The sequence below is a fragment of the Microbacterium neimengense genome, from assembly GCF_054782995.1.
The window spans coordinates 1,474,824-1,492,797 of sequence record NZ_BAAGRK010000003.1 but is presented as its reverse complement, the minus strand read 5'-3'; the positions used below and the strand labels follow the sequence as shown (position 1 = coordinate 1,492,797).

The 17,974-nt window shown below is 69.4% G+C and carries 13 protein-coding genes and 1 tRNA gene; 7 read left to right on the top strand and 7 right to left on the bottom strand.

Annotated features, from left to right (window positions below):
• Positions 1-77: 77 nt before the first annotated feature.
• The 4 genes from ACYVJS_RS09940 to serS all read right to left on the bottom strand — a co-directional run bounded on the left by ACYVJS_RS09940 (position 78) and on the right by serS (position 3,056).
• Positions 78-413, bottom strand: coding sequence for a histone-like nucleoid-structuring protein Lsr2 (locus tag ACYVJS_RS09940; RefSeq protein WP_460739778.1), 336 nt, complete (start codon positions 411-413; stop codon positions 78-80).
• Positions 414-751: 338 nt separating this feature from the next.
• Positions 752-839, bottom strand: a tRNA-Ser gene (locus tag ACYVJS_RS09935).
• A gap of 55 nt (positions 840-894) precedes the next feature.
• On the bottom strand, positions 895-1,794 hold the full coding sequence (locus tag ACYVJS_RS09930) for an HAD family hydrolase (RefSeq protein ID WP_460739777.1): 900 nt from the start codon (positions 1,792-1,794) through the stop codon (positions 895-897).
• A complete protein-coding gene (serS, locus tag ACYVJS_RS09925; RefSeq protein WP_460739776.1) occupies positions 1,791-3,056 on the bottom strand; it encodes a serine--tRNA ligase in 1,266 nt (421 codons plus the stop codon). The genes ACYVJS_RS09930 and serS overlap by 4 nt, the downstream gene beginning before the upstream one ends.
• Positions 3,057-3,304: 248 nt before the next feature.
• On the opposite strand from serS, the gene ACYVJS_RS09920 reads away from it, so the two are divergent.
• Genes ACYVJS_RS09920 through ACYVJS_RS09905 form a run of 4 tightly spaced genes read left to right on the top strand, consistent with a single transcriptional unit; the run spans position 3,305 to position 7,443 of the window.
• On the top strand, positions 3,305-4,303 hold the full coding sequence (locus ACYVJS_RS09920) for a diacylglycerol/lipid kinase family protein (protein ID WP_460739775.1): 999 nt from the start codon (positions 3,305-3,307) through the stop codon (positions 4,301-4,303).
• A gap of 48 nt (positions 4,304-4,351) precedes the next feature.
• Positions 4,352-5,698: a cryptochrome/photolyase family protein gene (locus ACYVJS_RS09915; RefSeq protein WP_460739774.1), complete on the top strand. Its 1,347-nt coding sequence runs from the start codon at positions 4,352-4,354 to the stop codon at positions 5,696-5,698.
• A 22-nt stretch (positions 5,699-5,720) separates the two neighbouring features.
• Complete coding sequence (locus ACYVJS_RS09910) at positions 5,721-6,338, top strand: hypothetical protein (protein WP_460739773.1); 618 nt, start codon at positions 5,721-5,723, stop codon at positions 6,336-6,338.
• 58 nt (positions 6,339-6,396) lie between these two features.
• Entirely contained in the window at positions 6,397-7,443 is a 1,047-nt protein-coding gene (locus tag ACYVJS_RS09905; RefSeq protein WP_460739772.1) for an LLM class flavin-dependent oxidoreductase, read from the top strand.
• Between the two features lie 250 nt (positions 7,444-7,693).
• On the opposite strand, the gene pheA is transcribed toward ACYVJS_RS09905, so the two are convergent.
• On the bottom strand, positions 7,694-8,647 hold the full coding sequence (pheA, locus tag ACYVJS_RS09900) for a prephenate dehydratase (RefSeq protein WP_460739771.1): 954 nt from the start codon (positions 8,645-8,647) through the stop codon (positions 7,694-7,696).
• Positions 8,648-8,754: 107 nt separating this feature from the next.
• Between pheA and pgm the strand changes: the two genes are divergently transcribed.
• Positions 8,755-10,398 carry a phosphoglucomutase (alpha-D-glucose-1,6-bisphosphate-dependent) gene (pgm, locus tag ACYVJS_RS09895; protein ID WP_460739770.1) on the top strand — a complete coding sequence of 548 codons (1,644 nt, stop codon included), beginning with the start codon at positions 8,755-8,757 and terminating at the stop codon, positions 10,396-10,398.
• A gap of 149 nt (positions 10,399-10,547) precedes the next feature.
• Here pgm and ACYVJS_RS09890 read toward each other — a convergent pair whose 3' ends face one another.
• Together ACYVJS_RS09890 and ACYVJS_RS09885 are read right to left on the bottom strand one after the other, a co-directional pair.
• The gene (locus tag ACYVJS_RS09890) at positions 10,548-14,615 is read right to left on the bottom strand and encodes a glycoside hydrolase (RefSeq protein WP_460739769.1); all 4,068 of its coding nucleotides are present in this window, start codon (positions 14,613-14,615) and stop codon (positions 10,548-10,550) included.
• Between the two features lie 349 nt (positions 14,616-14,964).
• Positions 14,965-16,008: a LacI family DNA-binding transcriptional regulator gene (locus ACYVJS_RS09885; protein ID WP_460739768.1), complete on the bottom strand. Its 1,044-nt coding sequence runs from the start codon at positions 16,006-16,008 to the stop codon at positions 14,965-14,967.
• A 120-nt stretch (positions 16,009-16,128) separates the two neighbouring features.
• Here ACYVJS_RS09885 and ACYVJS_RS09880 point away from each other — a divergent pair, with 120 nt between their 5' ends.
• Both ACYVJS_RS09880 and ACYVJS_RS09875 read left to right on the top strand, forming a co-directional pair.
• Positions 16,129-17,049, top strand: coding sequence for a carbohydrate ABC transporter permease (locus ACYVJS_RS09880; RefSeq protein ID WP_309733348.1), 921 nt, complete (start codon positions 16,129-16,131; stop codon positions 17,047-17,049).
• Entirely contained in the window at positions 17,046-17,924 is an 879-nt protein-coding gene (locus tag ACYVJS_RS09875) for a carbohydrate ABC transporter permease (RefSeq protein ID WP_192900654.1), read from the top strand. The genes ACYVJS_RS09880 and ACYVJS_RS09875 overlap by 4 nt, the downstream gene beginning before the upstream one ends.
• Positions 17,925-17,974: the final 50 nt, after the last annotated feature.

Below are 17,974 nucleotides of genomic sequence, written 5' to 3'. Positions count from 1 at the left end.
AATCGATCACCCATTCGCGCTCCCGCCGAACAGGAATTGCAGGAGTTCGGGCGCGAGGGTTACTTCGAATGCGCGACTCAGTGCGCGGCGTCGTAGGCCTCGAGAACAGCCGCGGGAACGCGTCCGCGTGCGCTCACTTCGTGACCGTTCGCCGCGGCCCATTCACGCACGGCGCCGAGGTCACGCGTGTCTTTCTTCGCGCTGCGACCGCGCGTCGCGGTGCGCGACGCGCTGCCGATGGAGCGGCCCGCCTTGATGAACGGCTCGAATGCCTCACGGAGCTTTTCGGCGTTCTTCTCGGAAAGGTCGATTTCGTACGAGCGCCCCTCGAGAGAGAAATGGATCGTCTTTCCCTCTTCGAGAACTTCGCCGTCGAGGTCGTCGATGAGTCGGGTGAAATGCTGTTTAGCCATAACCAGGGAGTATGACACATCAAGCTTTTGCATTTCCGCAGCTTGCAGGCGGGAAAGAAGACTGATGCGAGAAAGACAATGCAATATCGGCCGATAAGCCTCGGGCAGCGTGGGCCCAACTCCGTTCGAACCCGCTCAGCCGGAGATGCGAAGAGAGCGACCCCCTGCGGGGGCCGCTCTCTTCGCATGGCGGAGGGTGTGGGATTCTCCCCACCGCCTTCTCCACCCGCCGCTTCGCGACGCGCGGAGCCTCGGGCGGCGTGGGCCCAACTCCGTTCGAACCCGCTCAGCCGGAGATGCGAAGAGAGCGACCCCCTGCGGGGGCCGCTCTCTTCGCATGGCGGAGGGTGTGGGATTCGAACCCACGGGACATTGCTGCCCACCGGTTTTCAAGACCGGGTCCTTCGGCCGCTCGGACAACCCTCCCGACGCGCAGAACGCACGCGCCGAACGGGCCGAGTCTAGTCGACGCGGTGGCGACTCAAAGGCGGCGCAGCACCTCGGCGACGCCCCCGTCGAGCACGGATGCGGTGACTTCACCCGCCGCATCCTGCACTTCTTGAGGCCCCTGCCCCATGGCGACCGCGCGTCCGCCGTGCTGCTTCGCCCACGCGAACATGCCGACGTCGTTGCGGCCGTCTCCCATGACGAGCACATTCTCGGGCGCCACGTCGAGCCAGTCGCGCACGAGCGCGAGCGCGGTGCCCTTGTCGACGCCCTTCGGGGCGATGTCGAGCCAGGCCGTCCAGCCCACGGCGTACGAGACCTGGTTGAGCCCCACCCGATCGACCAGCTCGACGAAGTCGCTCTCGTCGTGCTCCGGCGAGACCACGACGACGCGGGTCACCGGCTGGCGCGCGAGCTCTTCGAACGCGACCTTCGACGCGCGGTCGAGGTTCCAGTCGTCCATGTAGTCGGTGTACTCGCGGCGCCCGTCGGGCAGCTCCACCAAGTAGTGCGCGTCGGGCAGGTGCTCGCGCAGCAGCGTCAGCACCTCGGCCGCATCGAACGTCTCGACGTGTCTGCGCTCGTAGACGAGGGATGCGGGATCCGCCGCGCCGACGCGCGCCATGATCACGGCGCCGTTCGAGCAGACGGCATAGTCCGGCGCGATCTGCAGCAGCTCCTGGATGCCGCGGGTCGCCTCCCAGCTGCGCCCGGTGGCGAGCATCACCTCGTGACCGGCGCGGCGCGCATCCGCCACGGCCTCAACGATCCCGGGGCTCGGCGACTCGTCCTCGAGCAGCACCGTGCCGTCGATGTCGAGCACGATCAGCATGCGCTCCGCATCCGCGGTCGCGATCTCCTCGACGAGAGCGGCAGCCTCGGCCGGCGTCTCGATCTCGATCTCTCCGGTCTCCGGCAGCCGCGCCTCGGTCACGCGATCGGCTCCAGAACCTCGAGGCCGCCGAGGAACGGGCGCAGCACCTCCGGCACAGTGACCGATCCGTCGGCGCGCTGGTGCGTCTCGAGAAGAGCCACGATCCAGCGCGTGGTCGCAAGGGTTCCGTTCAGCGTCGCGACGGGCTGCGTCTTGCCCTCTTCGGGGCGGTACCGGATGGACAGGCGCCGGGCCTGGTACGTCGTGCAGTTGCTCGTGCTGGTGAGCTCGCGGTACGCACCCTGCGTCGGGACCCACGCCTCGATGTCGTACTTGCGCGCCGCAGAGGAACCGAGGTCGCCCGCGGCGACATCGATGACGCGGTAGGACAGGCCGAGATCCTGCAGCATCCGCTCCTGCATCCCGACGAGGCGCAGATGCTCGGCCTCCGCCTCTGCCGGGTCGACGTACACGAACATCTCCAGCTTGTTGAACTGGTGCACCCGGATGATGCCGCGGGTGTCCTTGCCGTACGAGCCCGCCTCGCTGCGGTAGCAGGTGGACCAGCCCGCGTAGCGCTTGGGACCGCGGCCGAGGTCGAGGATCTCGTCCATGTGATACCCGGCCAGGGGCACCTCGCTCGTTCCGACGAGATACAGGTCTTCATCGTCGAGGTGATACACCTCGGCCGCGTGCTTGCCCAGGAATCCGGTGCCGCGCATGACCTCGGGTCTCACGAGCGTCGGCGGGATGATGGGCGTGAACCCGGCCTGCAGGGCGCGATCGAGCGCGAGGTTCATCAGCGCGATCTCGAGGCGCGCGCCGACACCCGTGAGGAAGTAGAAGCGACTGCCGGAGACCTTGGTTCCCCGCTCCATGTCGATCGCGCCCAGAAGCTCGCCGATCTCGAGGTGGTCGCGCGGGGTGAAGTCGAACGAGGGGATCTCGCCGTGCGTGCGCAGCGTCACGAAGTCGTCCTCGCCGCCGACCGGCACACCCTCGATGACGATGTTCTCGATCTTCGCGAGCGCGTCCGCGGCAGCCTCTTCCGCCTCGGTCACGGCGGCCTGGGCGGCCTTGACCTGAGCGCTCAGTTCCTTCGCCTCGGCGACGAGCGCGGCCTTCTCCTCCTTGGGGGCGGCGGCCACGCGCTTACCGTGCGCGTTCTGTGCAGCACGGAGCTCTTCGAACGCCGTGATGGCCGAACGCCGCTCGCGATCGGCGGCGAGCGCCGCATCCACCGTCTCCGCGGACTCGCCGCGGGCTTCCTGGGAACGCTTGACGAGGTCGGGGTTATCGCGAAGGAGGGCCAGATCGATCACCCGTGAAGTCTAGACGCGGCGGGTGCGCCTCGGATTCCGCTCACCATGTCCCCCTTCCCGCAACGCATGTCCCACTTCCCGCAGAAATCGCCCCCGAAAACTGCGGCAAGTGGGACACGCAGAGGAGCCGACCCCGAAAACTGCGGCAAGTGGGACACGCAGAGGGGTCGGCATCCGGATGCGGAGGAAGCCGACCCCGAGCGCGACCCCGCGAGCCACCGGCGGGCGCGCGGCCCTACTCTGTGAGCATGACCTCGGATGCCGCCGCCGTCCGGCGCGCGGCGCTGGTGTACAACCCGGTGAAAGTCGACGCCCGCCGGTTGCGCGCCCAGGTCGTGCACGCCGCCGAGCGGGCGGGATGGGGCGCGCCCCTCTTCTTCGAAACGACCCCTGAGGATCTGGGCCAGGGTCAGACGCGCACAGCCCTCGCGCAGGGAGCAGATGCGGTACTGGTCGCGGGCGGCGACGGCACGGTACGCGCGGTCGCCGAGTCCCTCGCCCACACGGGCGTGCCGCTGACGATCGTGCCCAGCGGCACGGGAAACCTCCTCGCCCGCAACCTGCGGCTTCCGCTGGACGATCCCGACCGCGTGATCGCCACCGCGTTCGCCGGCGACACGGTGATGATCGACGTCGGCTTCGCCGAGTTGCACCGCGTGGACGGGGCGCGTGAGACCCACGCGTACGTGGTGATGGGCGGCATCGGACTGGATGCGGCGATGATCGCCAACACCCGCCCGTCGCTGAAGAAGAGCGTCGGCTGGGTCGCCTACGTCGACGGAGCGGCGCGCTCGCTCGTCGGAGCTGCGCCCTTTCGCATCGTCTACCAGGTGGGCGACCAGCGCCTGCACTCGGCTCGCGTGCAGAGTGTGCTCTACGCCAACTGCGGGTCGCTGCCGGCGGGGCTCTCCCTCGTGCCCGAGGCGTCGGTGGTCGACGGGACCATGGACGTCGTGCTGTTCCAGCCCAAGGCATGGTGGGGGTGGCTGTTCGTCTGGCGCCGGGTCGCCTGGGACAACAGCGTGCTGCGCCGCTTCCGCGCCGGCCGTCGGGTGCTGCAGCTGCGCACCCGCGACACCGCCGTGCGCTACATGCGCGGGCGGACGATGGAGATCGCAGCGGCCGAGCCGCATCCGGTTCAGCTCGACGGCGACGAGTTCGGCGAGGCGGTGCGGATCGTGAGCCGCATCGACGCGGGCGCGCTGCGGGTGACCGTGCCGGCCGGGCACGACCTCAGCCGACTCTGACTGTCAACCCTTCGACCCCGACTGCGGCCCATTCGCGAGGATGAGCGGGTGAGCAGCCCCACCCTCGTCTGGTTCCGCGACGATCTGCGCCTGGCCGATAACCCGGCCCTGCGCGCGGCGATCGACCGCGGCGAACCGGTCGTGGGCGTGTACGTGCTGGATGAGGAGTCGCCCGGTGTCCGCGCCTTCGGCGGCGCCGCCCGCTGGTGGCTGCACCACTCGCTCGCCTCCCTCGGCGAGCACCTGCGCGAGCGAGGCGGCAGCCTGGTGCTGCGCCGCGGCGCCGCCGCATCCGTGCTCCCCCAGTTGGTGTCGGATGCGGGCGCGGGCGCCGTCTTCTGGAACCGCCGCTACGGCGGGACCGAACGCGAGATCGACGCCGGCCTCAAGCAGAGCCTCCGTGAAGGCGGTCTCGAGGTGCGCTCGTTCCACGCGTCGCTCCTGTTCGAGCCGTGGACCGTGCGCACCGGCTCCGACACGCACTTCTCCGTGTTCACGCCGTTCTGGCGCGCATGCCTGCATCTTCCCGCCCCGCGAGCGCCCCTGCCCGAGCCGCGCGAGATCGAGGGGATGGGCAGGCCACCCGCATCCGATGCCCTCGAGGACTGGGAGCTGCTGCCGACGCGCCCCGACTGGGCCGGTGGCCTGCGCGAGACGTGGGAGCCCGGCGAGCCGGCCGCCCGCGCGCGCCTCAGGCACTTCCTGAAGGAGGACCTTCCGGGCTACGGCACCGCGCGCGACGAGCCCGCCGCCGGCGTCACCTCCCAGCTGTCGCCGCGCCTGCGCTGGGGGGAGCTGAGCCCGTTCACGGTCTGGCATGACACGCTCGCGACCGGCGCGGATGCGGGACGCTTCCTCTCCGAGCTGGGCTGGCGCGAGTTCGCGTGGCACACCCTGTTCCACTTCCCCGATCTCGCCCGGAAGAATCTGCGTCCGGCGTTCGACGCCTTCCCGTGGCCCCGACTGCAGCCCTCGCACCTCGATGCGTGGCAACGGGGACGCACCGGCGTCCCCCTGGTGGACGCGGGGATGCGGGAGCTCTGGCACACCGGCATCATGCACAACCGCGTGCGGATGGTCACGGCCTCGTATCTGATCAAGAACCTCATGATCGACTGGCGCCGCGGCGAGCAGTGGTTCTGGGACACCCTCGTCGACGCGGATGCGGCCTCCAACCCCTTCAACTGGCAGTGGGTGGCGGGCTCGGGCGCCGATGCAGCACCGTACTTCCGGATTTTCAACCCCCAGACGCAAGCCGAGAAGTTCGACAAGGATGGTCTCTACGTCTCGCAGTGGGCTCCGGATTCCGCATCCCTGGACCCGCTCGTCGACTTGGGGGCATCGCGCAAGCGCGCGCTGGACGCGTACGAGGACGTCAAAGCTGCCGCGCGCTGAGCGCTCCTGGAAGGACCCCCACATGCCCCGAACCGCCCGCCGACTCCTGCTGCCGCTCGTGGCCGCCACCGCACTCGCACTGGCCGGGTGCGCGGCTGCCGGTTCCGATGTCTCCCCCGTCGAGGTCGGAGACGCTCCGACGGAAGCGACCGCCCCCGGCACCACGCTGTCGGTCGGCGACACCGCCTGGGTGAAGGTACCCGCCGCCAGCGGCGACACGGAACTCGTGGGCGCGACGGTGCTCTCGATGGATCCCATGGATCCCGAGAGCATCGACGGGTTCGAGGACAAGGCGGAGCTGAGCAGCCGGCATCCGTTCGCGATCGTGGTCCAGTACACGTGGACGCCGGTGAGCGAGTACGACAGCACGACGCGGAGCGTCCCCCTCATCCCGATCGAGGCGGACGGCTCGTTCGCCGGCTGGCTCGCCAACGACATCGGAAACGTCGGGATGGGCGACGCGGACGCGTGCGGCCTGTCGCTTCCGGAACCGAAGGACGGGACCGCCCTGGAATGCTGGGTGGCGCTGACGACGGGACCGGACCTGGGCGGGGTCGAGTTCAACGGCACCAGCCGCAACGACACCTTCCCGAACGAGGACCACCCCTACGCCGGGCAACCCGTCACCTGGAAGCCGTAGCCGCCCTGACCCGGCGCGCCGCGGAATGCGGAAGCCCGCACCGGGGTTGCCCACGGGGATGAGCATCACCGTTTCCGTCCTCGACCTCGTTCCCGTGCGCACCGGCCAGACCAGCGCCCAGGCCGTCGCCGCATCCCTCGACCTCGCCGAACGCGCCGACGAGCTGGGCATCGGCCGCTACTGGTTCGCGGAGCACCACAACATGCCGGCGGTGGCCTCCACAAGTCCGCCGGTGCTGATCGCCGCCGCTGCCGCACGGACGAAGCGGATGCGGGTCGGGTCGGGCGGCGTGATGCTCCCCAACCACTCGCCCCTCATCGTGGCCGAGCAGTTCGCCGCGCTCGAGGCGCTGGCGCCGGGGCGCATCGATCTCGGCATCGGGCGTGCGCCGGGGAGCGATCCCGTCATCACGCAGCTGCTGCGCCGCAGCGGCACCACGAGCGATGTGGAACAGTTCCCGCAGCACATCTCCGACATCCTCTCGCTCACCAGCGACGCGGGCGCCACGGTGCGCTTCACCTCCGGCGACACCTACAGCGTGCACGCGACGCCCGCCGCGACGACCCTTCCCGAGGTGTGGCTGCTCGGATCGAGTGACTACTCCGCGCAGCTGGCCGCCGCATCCGGCCTGCCCTACGTCTTCGCGAACCACTTCGCCGGCGACGGCCTCGAACGCGCGCTGACGCTCTACCGCGACCAGTACCAGCCTTCCGAAGCGCACCCGAGCCCGCGCACCTTCGTCACCGCCAACGCGGTCGTCGCGCCGACGGAGGCCGAAGCGTGGGAGCGTGCGCTGCCGCAGCTGCGCATGATGTCCCGCATCCGCTCCGGCCGCCCGCTCGTGCCGATGGAGACCGTCGAGCAGGCGCGGGATGCGGAGGGGCACGACAACCTCGCTGCGCACATCATCGACAACGCCCGGCGCACCTGGTTCGTCGGGGCGCCCGAGCAGACCGCCGATGCGCTCCGTGCGTTCTCGGCGCGCTACGGCGTGGACGAGATCATGGTCTCCCCCGTCGCCGGCGCCTACGACGCGGAGCCGCTGGACACCGCGGGCGGGCGGGGCCAGACGCTCGAGCTGCTCACGCCGCTACTCGCCGCCTGAGGCGGGGTCCCCTCTCCTTCCTCCGCCCGCCCCGGCTTCAGCCCGCTCCGGCTGTCGGCCCGCTTCGCCTGTCGGCCCGCTTCGCCTGTCACAGATCGGGCTCATCGGCCCGGTTTGTGACAGGCGAGCAGGGTGGACGGGGCGTCCCACAGGCGGGCGCCCCACAGGCGGGCGTCCCACAGGCGGGCGTCCCACAGGCGGGCGCCCCACAGGCGAGCGTCCCGGATGCGGGGCGCCGGATGCGGGCGGGTCAGGCCTCGGGCTCGCCGCTGACGAGCGCGCGCAGCCAGTCACGGGCCTCGACGAACACGTCGTCGGAGTAGCGCTCTGGATAGCGGTTGATCGCTCGGTCGGCACGCGGGTAGGAGCCGAGGAAGATCACCTTCGGGCTGAAACGGCGAAGCCCCATGAGGGCGTCGGCGACGCGCTCGTCGAGGACGTGCCCGTCGGCGTCGATCACGAATCGATACCGTCCGAGCGCATCGCCGATCGGACGGGACGCGAGCAGCGACAAGTTGATCCCGCGCGTCGCGAACTGCTCCAGCATCTCCATGAGCGCGCCGGGGTACTCCTCCGGCAGCTCCACGATCAGCGAGGTCTTGTCCGCTCCGGTGGGCGCCGGCGGCGCCACCGTGCGAGCCACGAGCACGAAGCGGGTGACGGCGTCCTTCTTGTCGCCGACGCCCTCCGCGAGCAGGTCGAGCTCGTGGTGCTCGAGGATGCCGGGAGGGGCGATGGCCGCATCCGCATCGCTGGTTCCGTCGAGCAGGCCGAGGGCCGCGGCGACGTTGCTGGATGCGGGCAGGTGCGCGTGAGCCGGAAGCTCACGGCTCAGCCACTGCAGGCACTGCGCATACGCGACCGGGTGCGCGGCGACGAGCGAGACATCCTCGAGGCGCTGCCCGGGCCGACCGACGAGGACGAAGTTCACCGGCACGAGGTACTCGCCGACGATACGGATCCCCGGCATCGTGGCCAGTGCGTCCTGCGCCGTGGAGACCCCGCCGTCGACCGAGTTCTCGATCGCGATCATCGCCGCATCCGACCGGCCCTCGACGACATCGGCGAGCGCCTCGCCCACGTTGCGCACCGAACGCCAGATCTGACCGCGCGCCTCAGGCACCTGCGCGAGGGCCGCCTCCGTGAAGGTGCCGGCCGGACCCAGATAGCTGTAGGTACGACGGGCGACGGATGCGGTGCTCACGGGCACTCAGCCTAGACCGCACCCGGCGGCCTCCGGTGAACACCGGAAATGAGGCCGCTGTGCGCGCGGAGCGTGACGAGGCCCTGTCGGCACGGCAGACTAGGGGCATGAGCCGTGCCGGACAGCCTGCTGAGCCTTCTGATCTGATCGACATCGACGAGCTGATCGCCGCCTACTACGACCTGAAGCCCGACGCCTCGGTGCCCGCGCAGCGGGTCGTGTTCGGCACGAGCGGACACCGCGGATCGAGCCTGTCGACCAGCTTCAACGAGAACCACATCCTCGCCACCACCCAGGCGATCGTCGACTACCGGGCGGGTCAGGGCATCACCGGCCCGCTCTTCCTCGGCCGCGACACCCACGGCCTGTCGCTGCCGGCCGAACGCACGGCCATCGAGGTGCTGGTCGCCAACGGCGTGGATGTGCGCGTCGACGCCCGCGACTCGTGGGTTCCCACCCCCGCGCTCAGCCACGCGATCCTCACCTACAACCGCGATCGCGCAGCCGACGACGCGGGGCGCGCTGACGGCATCGTGGTGACGCCCTCCCACAACCCGCCGCGCGACGGCGGATTCAAATACAACCCGCCCCACGGGGGACCCGCCGACACCGACGCCACCTCGTGGATCGCGGACCGCGCCAACGAGCTCATCGCCGCGGGGTTGGAGGGCGTCAAGCGAACGCCCTACGCCGACCTCGACAGCGACACCCTCGCGCAGTACGACTTCCGCGAGGCGTACGTGCGCGACCTCGACGCGATCATCGACATCGAAGCGATCAAGAAGGCCGGCATCCGCATCGGCGCCGACCCGCTCGGCGGCGCATCCGTGGACTATTGGGCGCTGATCGCCGAGCACTACGGCCTCGACCTCACGGTCGTGAACCCCGATGTCGATCCGACGTGGAAGTTCATGACCCTCGACTGGGACGAGAAGATCCGCATGGATCCCTCCTCGCCCAATGCGATGGCAGCGCTCGTCGCCCGACGCGACGAGTACGACATCCTCACCGGAAACGACGCGGATGCGGACCGTCACGGCATCGTCACCCCTGACGCGGGCCTCATGAACCCGAACCACTACCTGGCGGTCGCGATCGACTACCTCTTCTCGCACCGGCCCGGCTGGCCCGCCGAGGCCGCCGTCGGCAAGACGCTCGTGTCGTCGATGATCATCGACCGCGTCGTCGAGGCGCTCGGCCGCACCCTGTACGAGGTCCCGGTCGGATTCAAGTGGTTCGTGCCGGGCCTGCTCGATGGGTCGGTCGCGTTCGGCGGCGAGGAGTCCGCCGGCGCATCCTTCCTCCGTCAGGACGGCACCGTGTGGACCACCGACAAGGACGGCATCCTGCTGTGCCTGCTCGCCGCGGAGATCCTCGCGGTGACCGGCAAGACCCCCTCCCAGCGCTACGCGGAGCTCGAAGACACCTACGGCGCATCCGTGTACCAGCGCGTCGACGCCCCGGCGACCCCCGAGCAGAAGGCGGCGCTGGCGAAGCTCTCGCCGGATGCGGTCACCGCCACAGAGCTGGCCGGCGAGCCCATCACTGCGAAGCTCTCGCACGCCCCCGGTAACGGCGCGGCGATCGGCGGCCTCAAGGTCGTCACGGCGGACGCCTGGTTCGCTGCGCGCCCGTCCGGCACCGAGGACGTCTACAAGCTGTACGCGGAGTCGCTGCGCGGTGAGGCGCACCTGCACGACGTGCAGGACGAGGCCCGTGCCGTCGTGTCCGAGGCCCTCTCCGGCGCCTGACCCTCGGCATCCCCCTTTTTCGCGAGACTGCATTTCGAGCACGAGATCACGGTGTTTACCCGTGATCTCGTACCGAAGATGCAGTCTCGCGGTCTTCGGGGCGCGCGAAGGGGGGCGGAGCCGGTGTGCGGCTCCGCCCCCCTTCGTGGTTACTCCGCGGGTGAGCGTCGCCGCGTGGAGACGCCGACCAGCAGCGAGCCCAGCAGCAGCGACCCGAGAGCGAACGGCAGGGTCGGGCCGAGCTCGAGGCCGGTCACGGCCAGCGGACCGGATGCGGCGCGCACCTCGAGCTGCACCCAGCCGATGACCGCGCCGGAGGCATCCGTCACGACCAAACGGTGCTGGCCCGCGGGCGCATCCGCCGGGATCGAGACCGTGATCGCGCCCGCCGTCGAGACGACCTTGGTCCCGAGATGCATCGGCGTGGAGAACAGCCACGCGTCGACCGACGAACCGGCACGGGACGCACCGACGCCGATCGTGATGGACGATCCCGCCGTCACGACGCTCGGAGCCGTGATGCCGCCCCGCGTCGCGTCGGTCAGCGCCGACTCCGCGGGCGCCCCGGCGCCACCTGTGCCCGGCAGACCCGGGTTGCCGGGCTCGCCCGGCGTGCCGGGTCCGCCCGGGCCCCCGGGGTTGCCGGGAGCCGCGACCACCACGACGGCGGCCGACGTGGCCGTGCCCGAGGCGAAGCCGTCGGCGGATGCGGTGACGACCGCGCGCAGCTCGTGGCCGAGGTCGGTCTCGGTCGCGGTGTACGCGGCCGCGGTCGCGGACGCGATCGGCTGACCGTCACGCGTCCAGGCGTAGGCGAGGACGGCGTCGGCGGGGTCGCTCGCTCCGACCTGTGCGGTCAGGGTCGCGCCCACCTCGGCGGCGCCCGAGAGCGACACGGCACCCACTACGACGTGACGCGTGACCGCGATCTTCACCGTGCGGGAGGTGCCGTCGACGGCGGTGACCGTGACGGATCCCGCACCATCCGCATCCGCGGGCTGCACGATCTCCACCGACGCCTCGTCGTCGACCGCCACGGCCCCGATCCTCGGCCAGGCCGCCCCATCCGTGTCGATCGTGTACTCGTCGCGGGCCGGGTCGAATCCGTCGAGCAGCGCATTGTCGACCGTGACGCGGGCGAGGTCGGTGACGCTGGACGCGGATGCGGCGAGCGCGTTGATCTCGACTTCGGACACGATCATGTGCGTGTTCTCGCGGGCCTGCATCACGATGCGCACCTCGTCGGCGACGACACCGCCCATCGGAACCTCGACGATCGGCGCGCCGGACTCCGGAACGGGAACCGCGATGTCGTCGCCGGCGATCCAGCTGCCGCCCGAGGTGCGGTGCTCCACGCGAAGGGACTGGGCCCAGCTCGCTGTGCCGTCGCGATAGAAGTACACCTTCACGTTGGACACCTGCTGCCGCGAGCTCAGCACGTACGTCAGGGTGTCCTGCGTGTTCTTCGTGCCGGAGCGCCAGTTGGACCAGCCCTTGTCGGTGGTGATGCCGTTCTTCGTGCGGTCGACGCTGTAGCTCGGGCTCTCGGTGAAGGTCGCCGACGCCTTGCTGTCGCCGGCGACGTTACGCGTACCCGGTGCCGTCACGATGACGCTCAGGCGCGCCTCGATCGTGGCACCGCCGGGCACGGTGATGGCCCCCGGAACCGTGACGGTGCCCGGTTGCGCGAAGTCGGCGTCTGCGACTCCGCCGAAGTCCCAGGTCACCGGAGCGTCGTAGGCCGTTCCGCCCAGACGCACCTCCGCGGGCACCGTTGCGGGCGCCGCCGCCGTCACGCTGTCGATGGTCGCGCCGGCATACGTCGTGATCGAGACGGGACGCGTCGCCGTGTAGGCGCCGACCTCGACCGTGGCCGCGACCTCGAAGCCCGCACCGAAGACGTCCGTCCCGGTGCCGGGCACCTGCACGGTTCCCGCGGCGGAGAAGTCCGCGCCGGTCAGATCCCACGTCACGGCGGCCGTGCGCTGCACGCCACCTCGGTAGTTCAGCGTCACCGAGGTCGGAAGCTCGGGCGTCTCACCGACGGCAGTCGCTGCCGTGACCGGCGTGACGCTCGTCACCCGCGTGGAGGCGAGTGTCCATCGCTGGTTGCCGCCGTTGTTCGAGGTCCAGGTGCCGACCGCCGTGCCGTCCGCCGTGCCCTGTCCGTTCACATCGAGGACCCGTTCGGCAGAGGCGCTCAGCAGCGAGAACGTGCGCCCGTCGGTCGTGGACGGAATCCACTGGAGCGCCGGATCGGATGCGGCGGCCGCCGCATCCGCCGACACGAGCGTCGTGCTCGTGCCGTTCACCGCGAGGAAGCGACCGTCGCCGGCCTCGAGGGCGATACGGTGTCGGTTCGTTCCCTCGCCGGAGATCGAGTGCACGGTCCACGCCTGCGCAGGTGCCGCATCCGCGGTCGTCGCACCGGTGCGGATCGCGAGGCCGTTGGGATCGGCCGCGAGGGCCTTGCCGCTCTGGACGCCGAAGAGCTGGTACGTCTCGCCGTCTTCGAAGACGGCCGCATCCGTCGCGACGCCCGAGACGCCCGACACGACGAGCGTCGTGACCGACTTCGCCGGCAGCGTCACCGTCGCGGACTTGGACGCCGCGTCGACCGGAACGGCGGCGCCCGCCACGAGCGCATGGTCGGTGACGTCACCGGCCGACGACTCGGTCGTCACGATGGGGGTGACCGTGGCGCCGGGGGCGATGTTCGCGAAGCGGGACAGGTCGACCTGCACCGCGCGCTCGGACGCCTCGGAGTTGATGTGCACCAGGGTCACGCCGTCGCCTTCGGCGGTGAGTGCCGCGGTGGTCTGCGTGTCGTCGGTGGGGATGAGGCGGTCGCCCGGCTCGATGTAGTGCGTGAAGTTGCGCACCGTGTTGAACTTCGAGTTCGTCAGCACCTGGCACGAGGGGTCTGCGTCGCCGTCGGCGATACGCCGCTCGGACTTGCCCTCGGCGTTGCAGTCGAAGTCGATGAAGACGCTGCCCCAGTTGAGCTTTTCGACCTTCTCCATGTTGTAGAGGTCCTCGACCGGCTGCCAGAACACCCAGGCGGTGGGCTCGAGTTCGCGGAGGTCATCGACGATCCGCGTCGCCATGCCGATGCCGTTCTCGATGTTCGTCTGGTTGAATCCGCTGCCGCCGTTCCAGTCGCCCTCGACCTCGCTCATCCAGAGCGGCTTGTCGGAGGCCTTGGCGATGTCGCGGACGATCAGTCGGTCGCCCGTGCCGTAGGTGTGCACGTTGAGCTGGTCGACGAGCCCCTTCGACTCTGCACTCCAGCCGTTCCAGTTCTGCACGAACTTCGACGGGTTCGTCTCGTCCATCGCCGAGATGCTCACATCGGTCGTCGTGCCGGGCTGGGCCAGGCGCGCAGCGAGCGCCTTGATCATCTGGTCCTGGCGGGTCGGACCGATGTGGGCACCCTCCTGACGGCTGGCACTCGTGGGCCAGGTCGCGCCGTTCGGGATGCGGGTCTGCCAGTAGTCGGTGTTGGGCTCGTTGAACGGGTCCAACGTGTCGAACGTGATGCCGTGAGCCTTCTCCAGCTCCTCGACCACGTTCACGAGGTAGCTCGAGAACGCCGCCATGTCCTCGGGGGCGAGCTGCTCACTCGTGGCGTTGTTGATGCCGCCAGAGACGTAGCCGCTTTGCGTGAGGAAGTACGGCGGGGAGTTGCTGAAGGCCTCCCAGTGGGTGATCTTGTCCTTGAGCGCGTCGAGCCACCAGCGCTGGCCCTGATCCGCATCCCAGTTGTAATGATCGGGGTTCTCGCCATCCCAAGCGGCGGCGTAGCGGTCCCGGTCGGCGTAGTTCGAGGTGATCTCGCCCTCGTCGTCGCTCTCCCCGAGGTCCGGGTTCCACCATCCCGGCACCGCGCCGCCGGGACGCAGATACGACGGGACGTCCGTCGCGTTGCCGCCGCCGATGTTGTAGCGCGCGATGTTGAGGTTCAGGCCGTCCTCGCCGAACACGGCGTCGAACAGCTTCTGCCGCACCTCGGTGGGGTAGCCGCCGGTCGCGTTCGCGAACCAGACGAGACTCGTGCCCCATCCTTCGAACGGGTCGGATGCGATCGCGGGATTCGGCGTGATGCGCACGCTGCTCGCCGCTTGGGCCGGCGGCGGCGAGACCGCGGCTCCCGCGACGAGTGCACCGGCACTGAGGGTTCCGACGCACAGCAGCGACAGGAATCTGAGGGACTTCATCGTCGATCCTTCCGGCCGCGTCGTCGCAGCCCTGAGGGGATGGTGTTTCGTGTTGACGTAAACATGTTGACGTCAACACGAAACATAGCGGATTCCCAGTCGCCCGCACAACGTCTACGTCCCGCCTGCACCGGCGCGTATCCGCATCCGCCCGGCTCGCCCAGCGCCGCATCCGCTCGGGGGCTCGCCACTCTCCGCGAGACTGCATCTCCGTCACGAGATCACGGTTATTACCCGTGATCTCGTGCTCGAAATGCAGTCTCGGCGGATGGATGGGGGCTCCCGGCCCATGCGGTGGGAGGGGCGAGCCCGCTACGGCAGGCCCGCGGCGAACCAGCGGGCGCGTGCGTCAGCGGGTGCGGGGACCCGAACTCGCGCGCACGACGAGCTCGGTCGGCACGAGGGTGCGGTCGTCCACCCGCTCGCCCTCGATCTCGGCGAGGAGAGCACGGATGGCGCCCGAGCCGACGCGGTCGAAGTGCTGGCGCACGGTGGTGAGCGGCGGCCAGTAGTTCGCCGAGTCGGGCATATCGTCGAAGCCCACGACGCTGACGTCTGCGGGCACCGCGCGACCCGCCTCGTGCAGGGCGCGCACGAGCCCGAGCGCCATCTGATCGTTGGAGACGAACACCGCGGTGACCGAGGCGTCCTCGGCGAGCCGCGTGCCGATCTCGTACCCCGAGTCGGCCGTCCAATCGCCGACCTCGACCTCGGGCACAGGCGCCCCCCGGCGCTCGAGGGTCTCGCGCCACGCGTCACGCCGACGCTCGGCCGCGTACGACTCGAGTGGGCCCGACACGTGCCACACGGTCTCGTGCCCGAGATCCAGCAGGTGCTCCGTAGCCAGGCGGGCGCCCTGCGCCTGGTCGTTGTCGACGACGGGGTAGGCGTAGGCAGCGTGCGAGTCGACGACCACGACGGGCAGACCCGTGGGCAGCGCGATCTCCGACTCGTCGAGGCGGTGCGACTCGATGAGGATGACGACGCCGTCGACGGCGTGCTCGCGCAACCGGACGAAGGCCCCGGAGACGTCGGTCTGCGACGCCGTCTCGACGGTGATGAGCGTCAGCGAGTACCCGGCGGATGCGGCGACGGAGGCGACCGCATCCAGGGTCCGGGTGTTGCCGTAGCTCGAGAGCGAGAACATGATCACGCCGATCGAACGGAACTTGCCCGAGCGCAGCGCCCTCGCGGCGCTGTTGGGCCGGTAGCCCAGCTCGTCCATGGCGGCGAGGACGCGGGCGCGAGTGTCGGGATCGACGTTGGCCCGCCCGTTCGCGACCCGCGACACGGTCTGCCCGGAGACGCCGGCGAGAGCCGCCACATCCGCCATCGAAGTTTCGCGGCGGCGCGCACGAGGTTCGCCCGGTGTTGCTGCCGTGACGTGGCTCATGCCCGGATCCTCCTCGATGTTGACGTTGACATGTTAGCGAGAGCGGAGTTATGTTTACGTCAACATACCGCGGAACCCGAATTCTGCGGAGCATTGCGTTCACAGAAGAGGCATCGGACGATGACGACCACAGCGGCTCCCCCACCCGCGCTCCGCACCCCCAAGCGGCGGCGCTTCGCGGTCGACCAGAAGGGCTGGTTGTTCGTCGCCCCCTTCGCGATCGTGTTCGCACTCGTGTTCCTGGCACCGCTCGTCTACTCGCTGTACCTCAGCTTCTTCCGCGAGCAGATCGTGGGCGGCAACGCGTTCGTCGGACTCGACAACTACTTCACCGCGTTCACCGATACCAAGCTGTGGGACGGCTTCCTGCGCGTGCTGCTGTTCCTGATCATCCAGGTGCCGATCATGCTCGTGCTGGCGCTCGCCGCGGCCCTCGCGATCGACAGTGCACGCCTGCACGCCTCCGGCTTCTACCGGATCGTGATCTTCCTGCCCTACGCGGTGCCGGCCGTCGTCGCGGTCCTCATGTGGGGCTACATCTACGGCGACCAGTTCGGTCTCGCAGGCAACATCAACGATCTGTTCGGCGCCCAGGTGATCACGCCCTTCGTGCCCGAATGGATGATGGTCTCGATCGGCAACATCGTGACCTGGCAGTTCGTCGGCTACAACATGCTGATCTTCTACTCGTCGCTCAAGACCATCCCTGGGGAGCTGTACGAGGCCGCATCCCTCGACGGTGCCGGAACCTGGCGCACGATCTTCTCGATCAAGCTGCCGGCGCTGCGCGGCTCGATCGTCATCGCCACGATCTTCTCGATCATCGGCAGCTTCCAGCTCTTCAACGAGCCGAACATCCTCAAGCCCCTGGCCCCCAACACGATCACGACGTTCTACACGCCCAACATGTACGCGTACAACCTGTCGTTCGCCGGCCAGCAGTACAACTACGCCGCCACCGTCGCGATCATCATGGGCCTCATCACCGCGATCGTCGCCTACGTCGTGCAGCTGCGCGGATCCCGTCAGGAGATGCGATGACCGCCCCCGCCTTCGCCCGTACGTCGCCGTTCATGCGGCGGAAGTCGCTCATCCTCACCATCGTGATGAGCCTGTTCATCCTCTACACGCTGCTGCCGCTGTTCTGGCTGCTGATCAACGCGACGAAGGAACAGGGCGACCTGTTCACGACCTTCGGCCTGTGGTTCGGGAACGGCTTCCACCTGTGGGACAACATCGTGGAGACCTTCACCTACCGCGACGGGATCTTCCTGCGGTGGCTCGGCAACACCCTGCTCTACGTCGTCGTCGGCGCGGGCGGCGCGACGCTGCTCGCGACCCTCGCCGGATACGGCCTGGCGAAGTACAACTTCCGCGGCCGCAAGGCGGTCTTCGCGGTGGTGATCGGCGCGGTGGCCGTACCCGGCACCGCCCTCGCCGTTCCCACCTTCCTCATGTTCAGCCAGATGGGTCTGACCAACACCCCGTGGTCGATCATCATCCCCTCGCTCATCAGCCCGTTCGGCCTCTACCTCATGTGGGTGTTCGCCAGCGACGCCGTGCCGACCGAGCTGCTGGAGGCGGCCCGTATGGACGGCGCAGGCGAGTTCCGCACCTTCTTCACGATCTCGGTGAAGCTGCTGACCCCCGGCATCGTCACGGTCGTGCTCTTCACGGTCGTCGCCACCTGGAACAACTACTTCCTGCCCCTGATCATGCTGAGCGACCCCGCCTGGTATCCGCTCACGGTCGGTTTGAACCAGTGGAACGCGCAGGCGACGGGTGCCGCCGCCGAGCCGATCTACAACCTCGTGATCACGGGCTCGCTCCTGTCGATCATTCCCATCGTCGTCGCCTTCCTCATGCTGCAGCGGTTCTGGCAGTCGGGGTTGAGCGCCGGAAGCGTCAAGCAGTGACGAGGGGCACTGTCTGACACCCGATTCCCCCTCACCACCGGCGCGTCCTG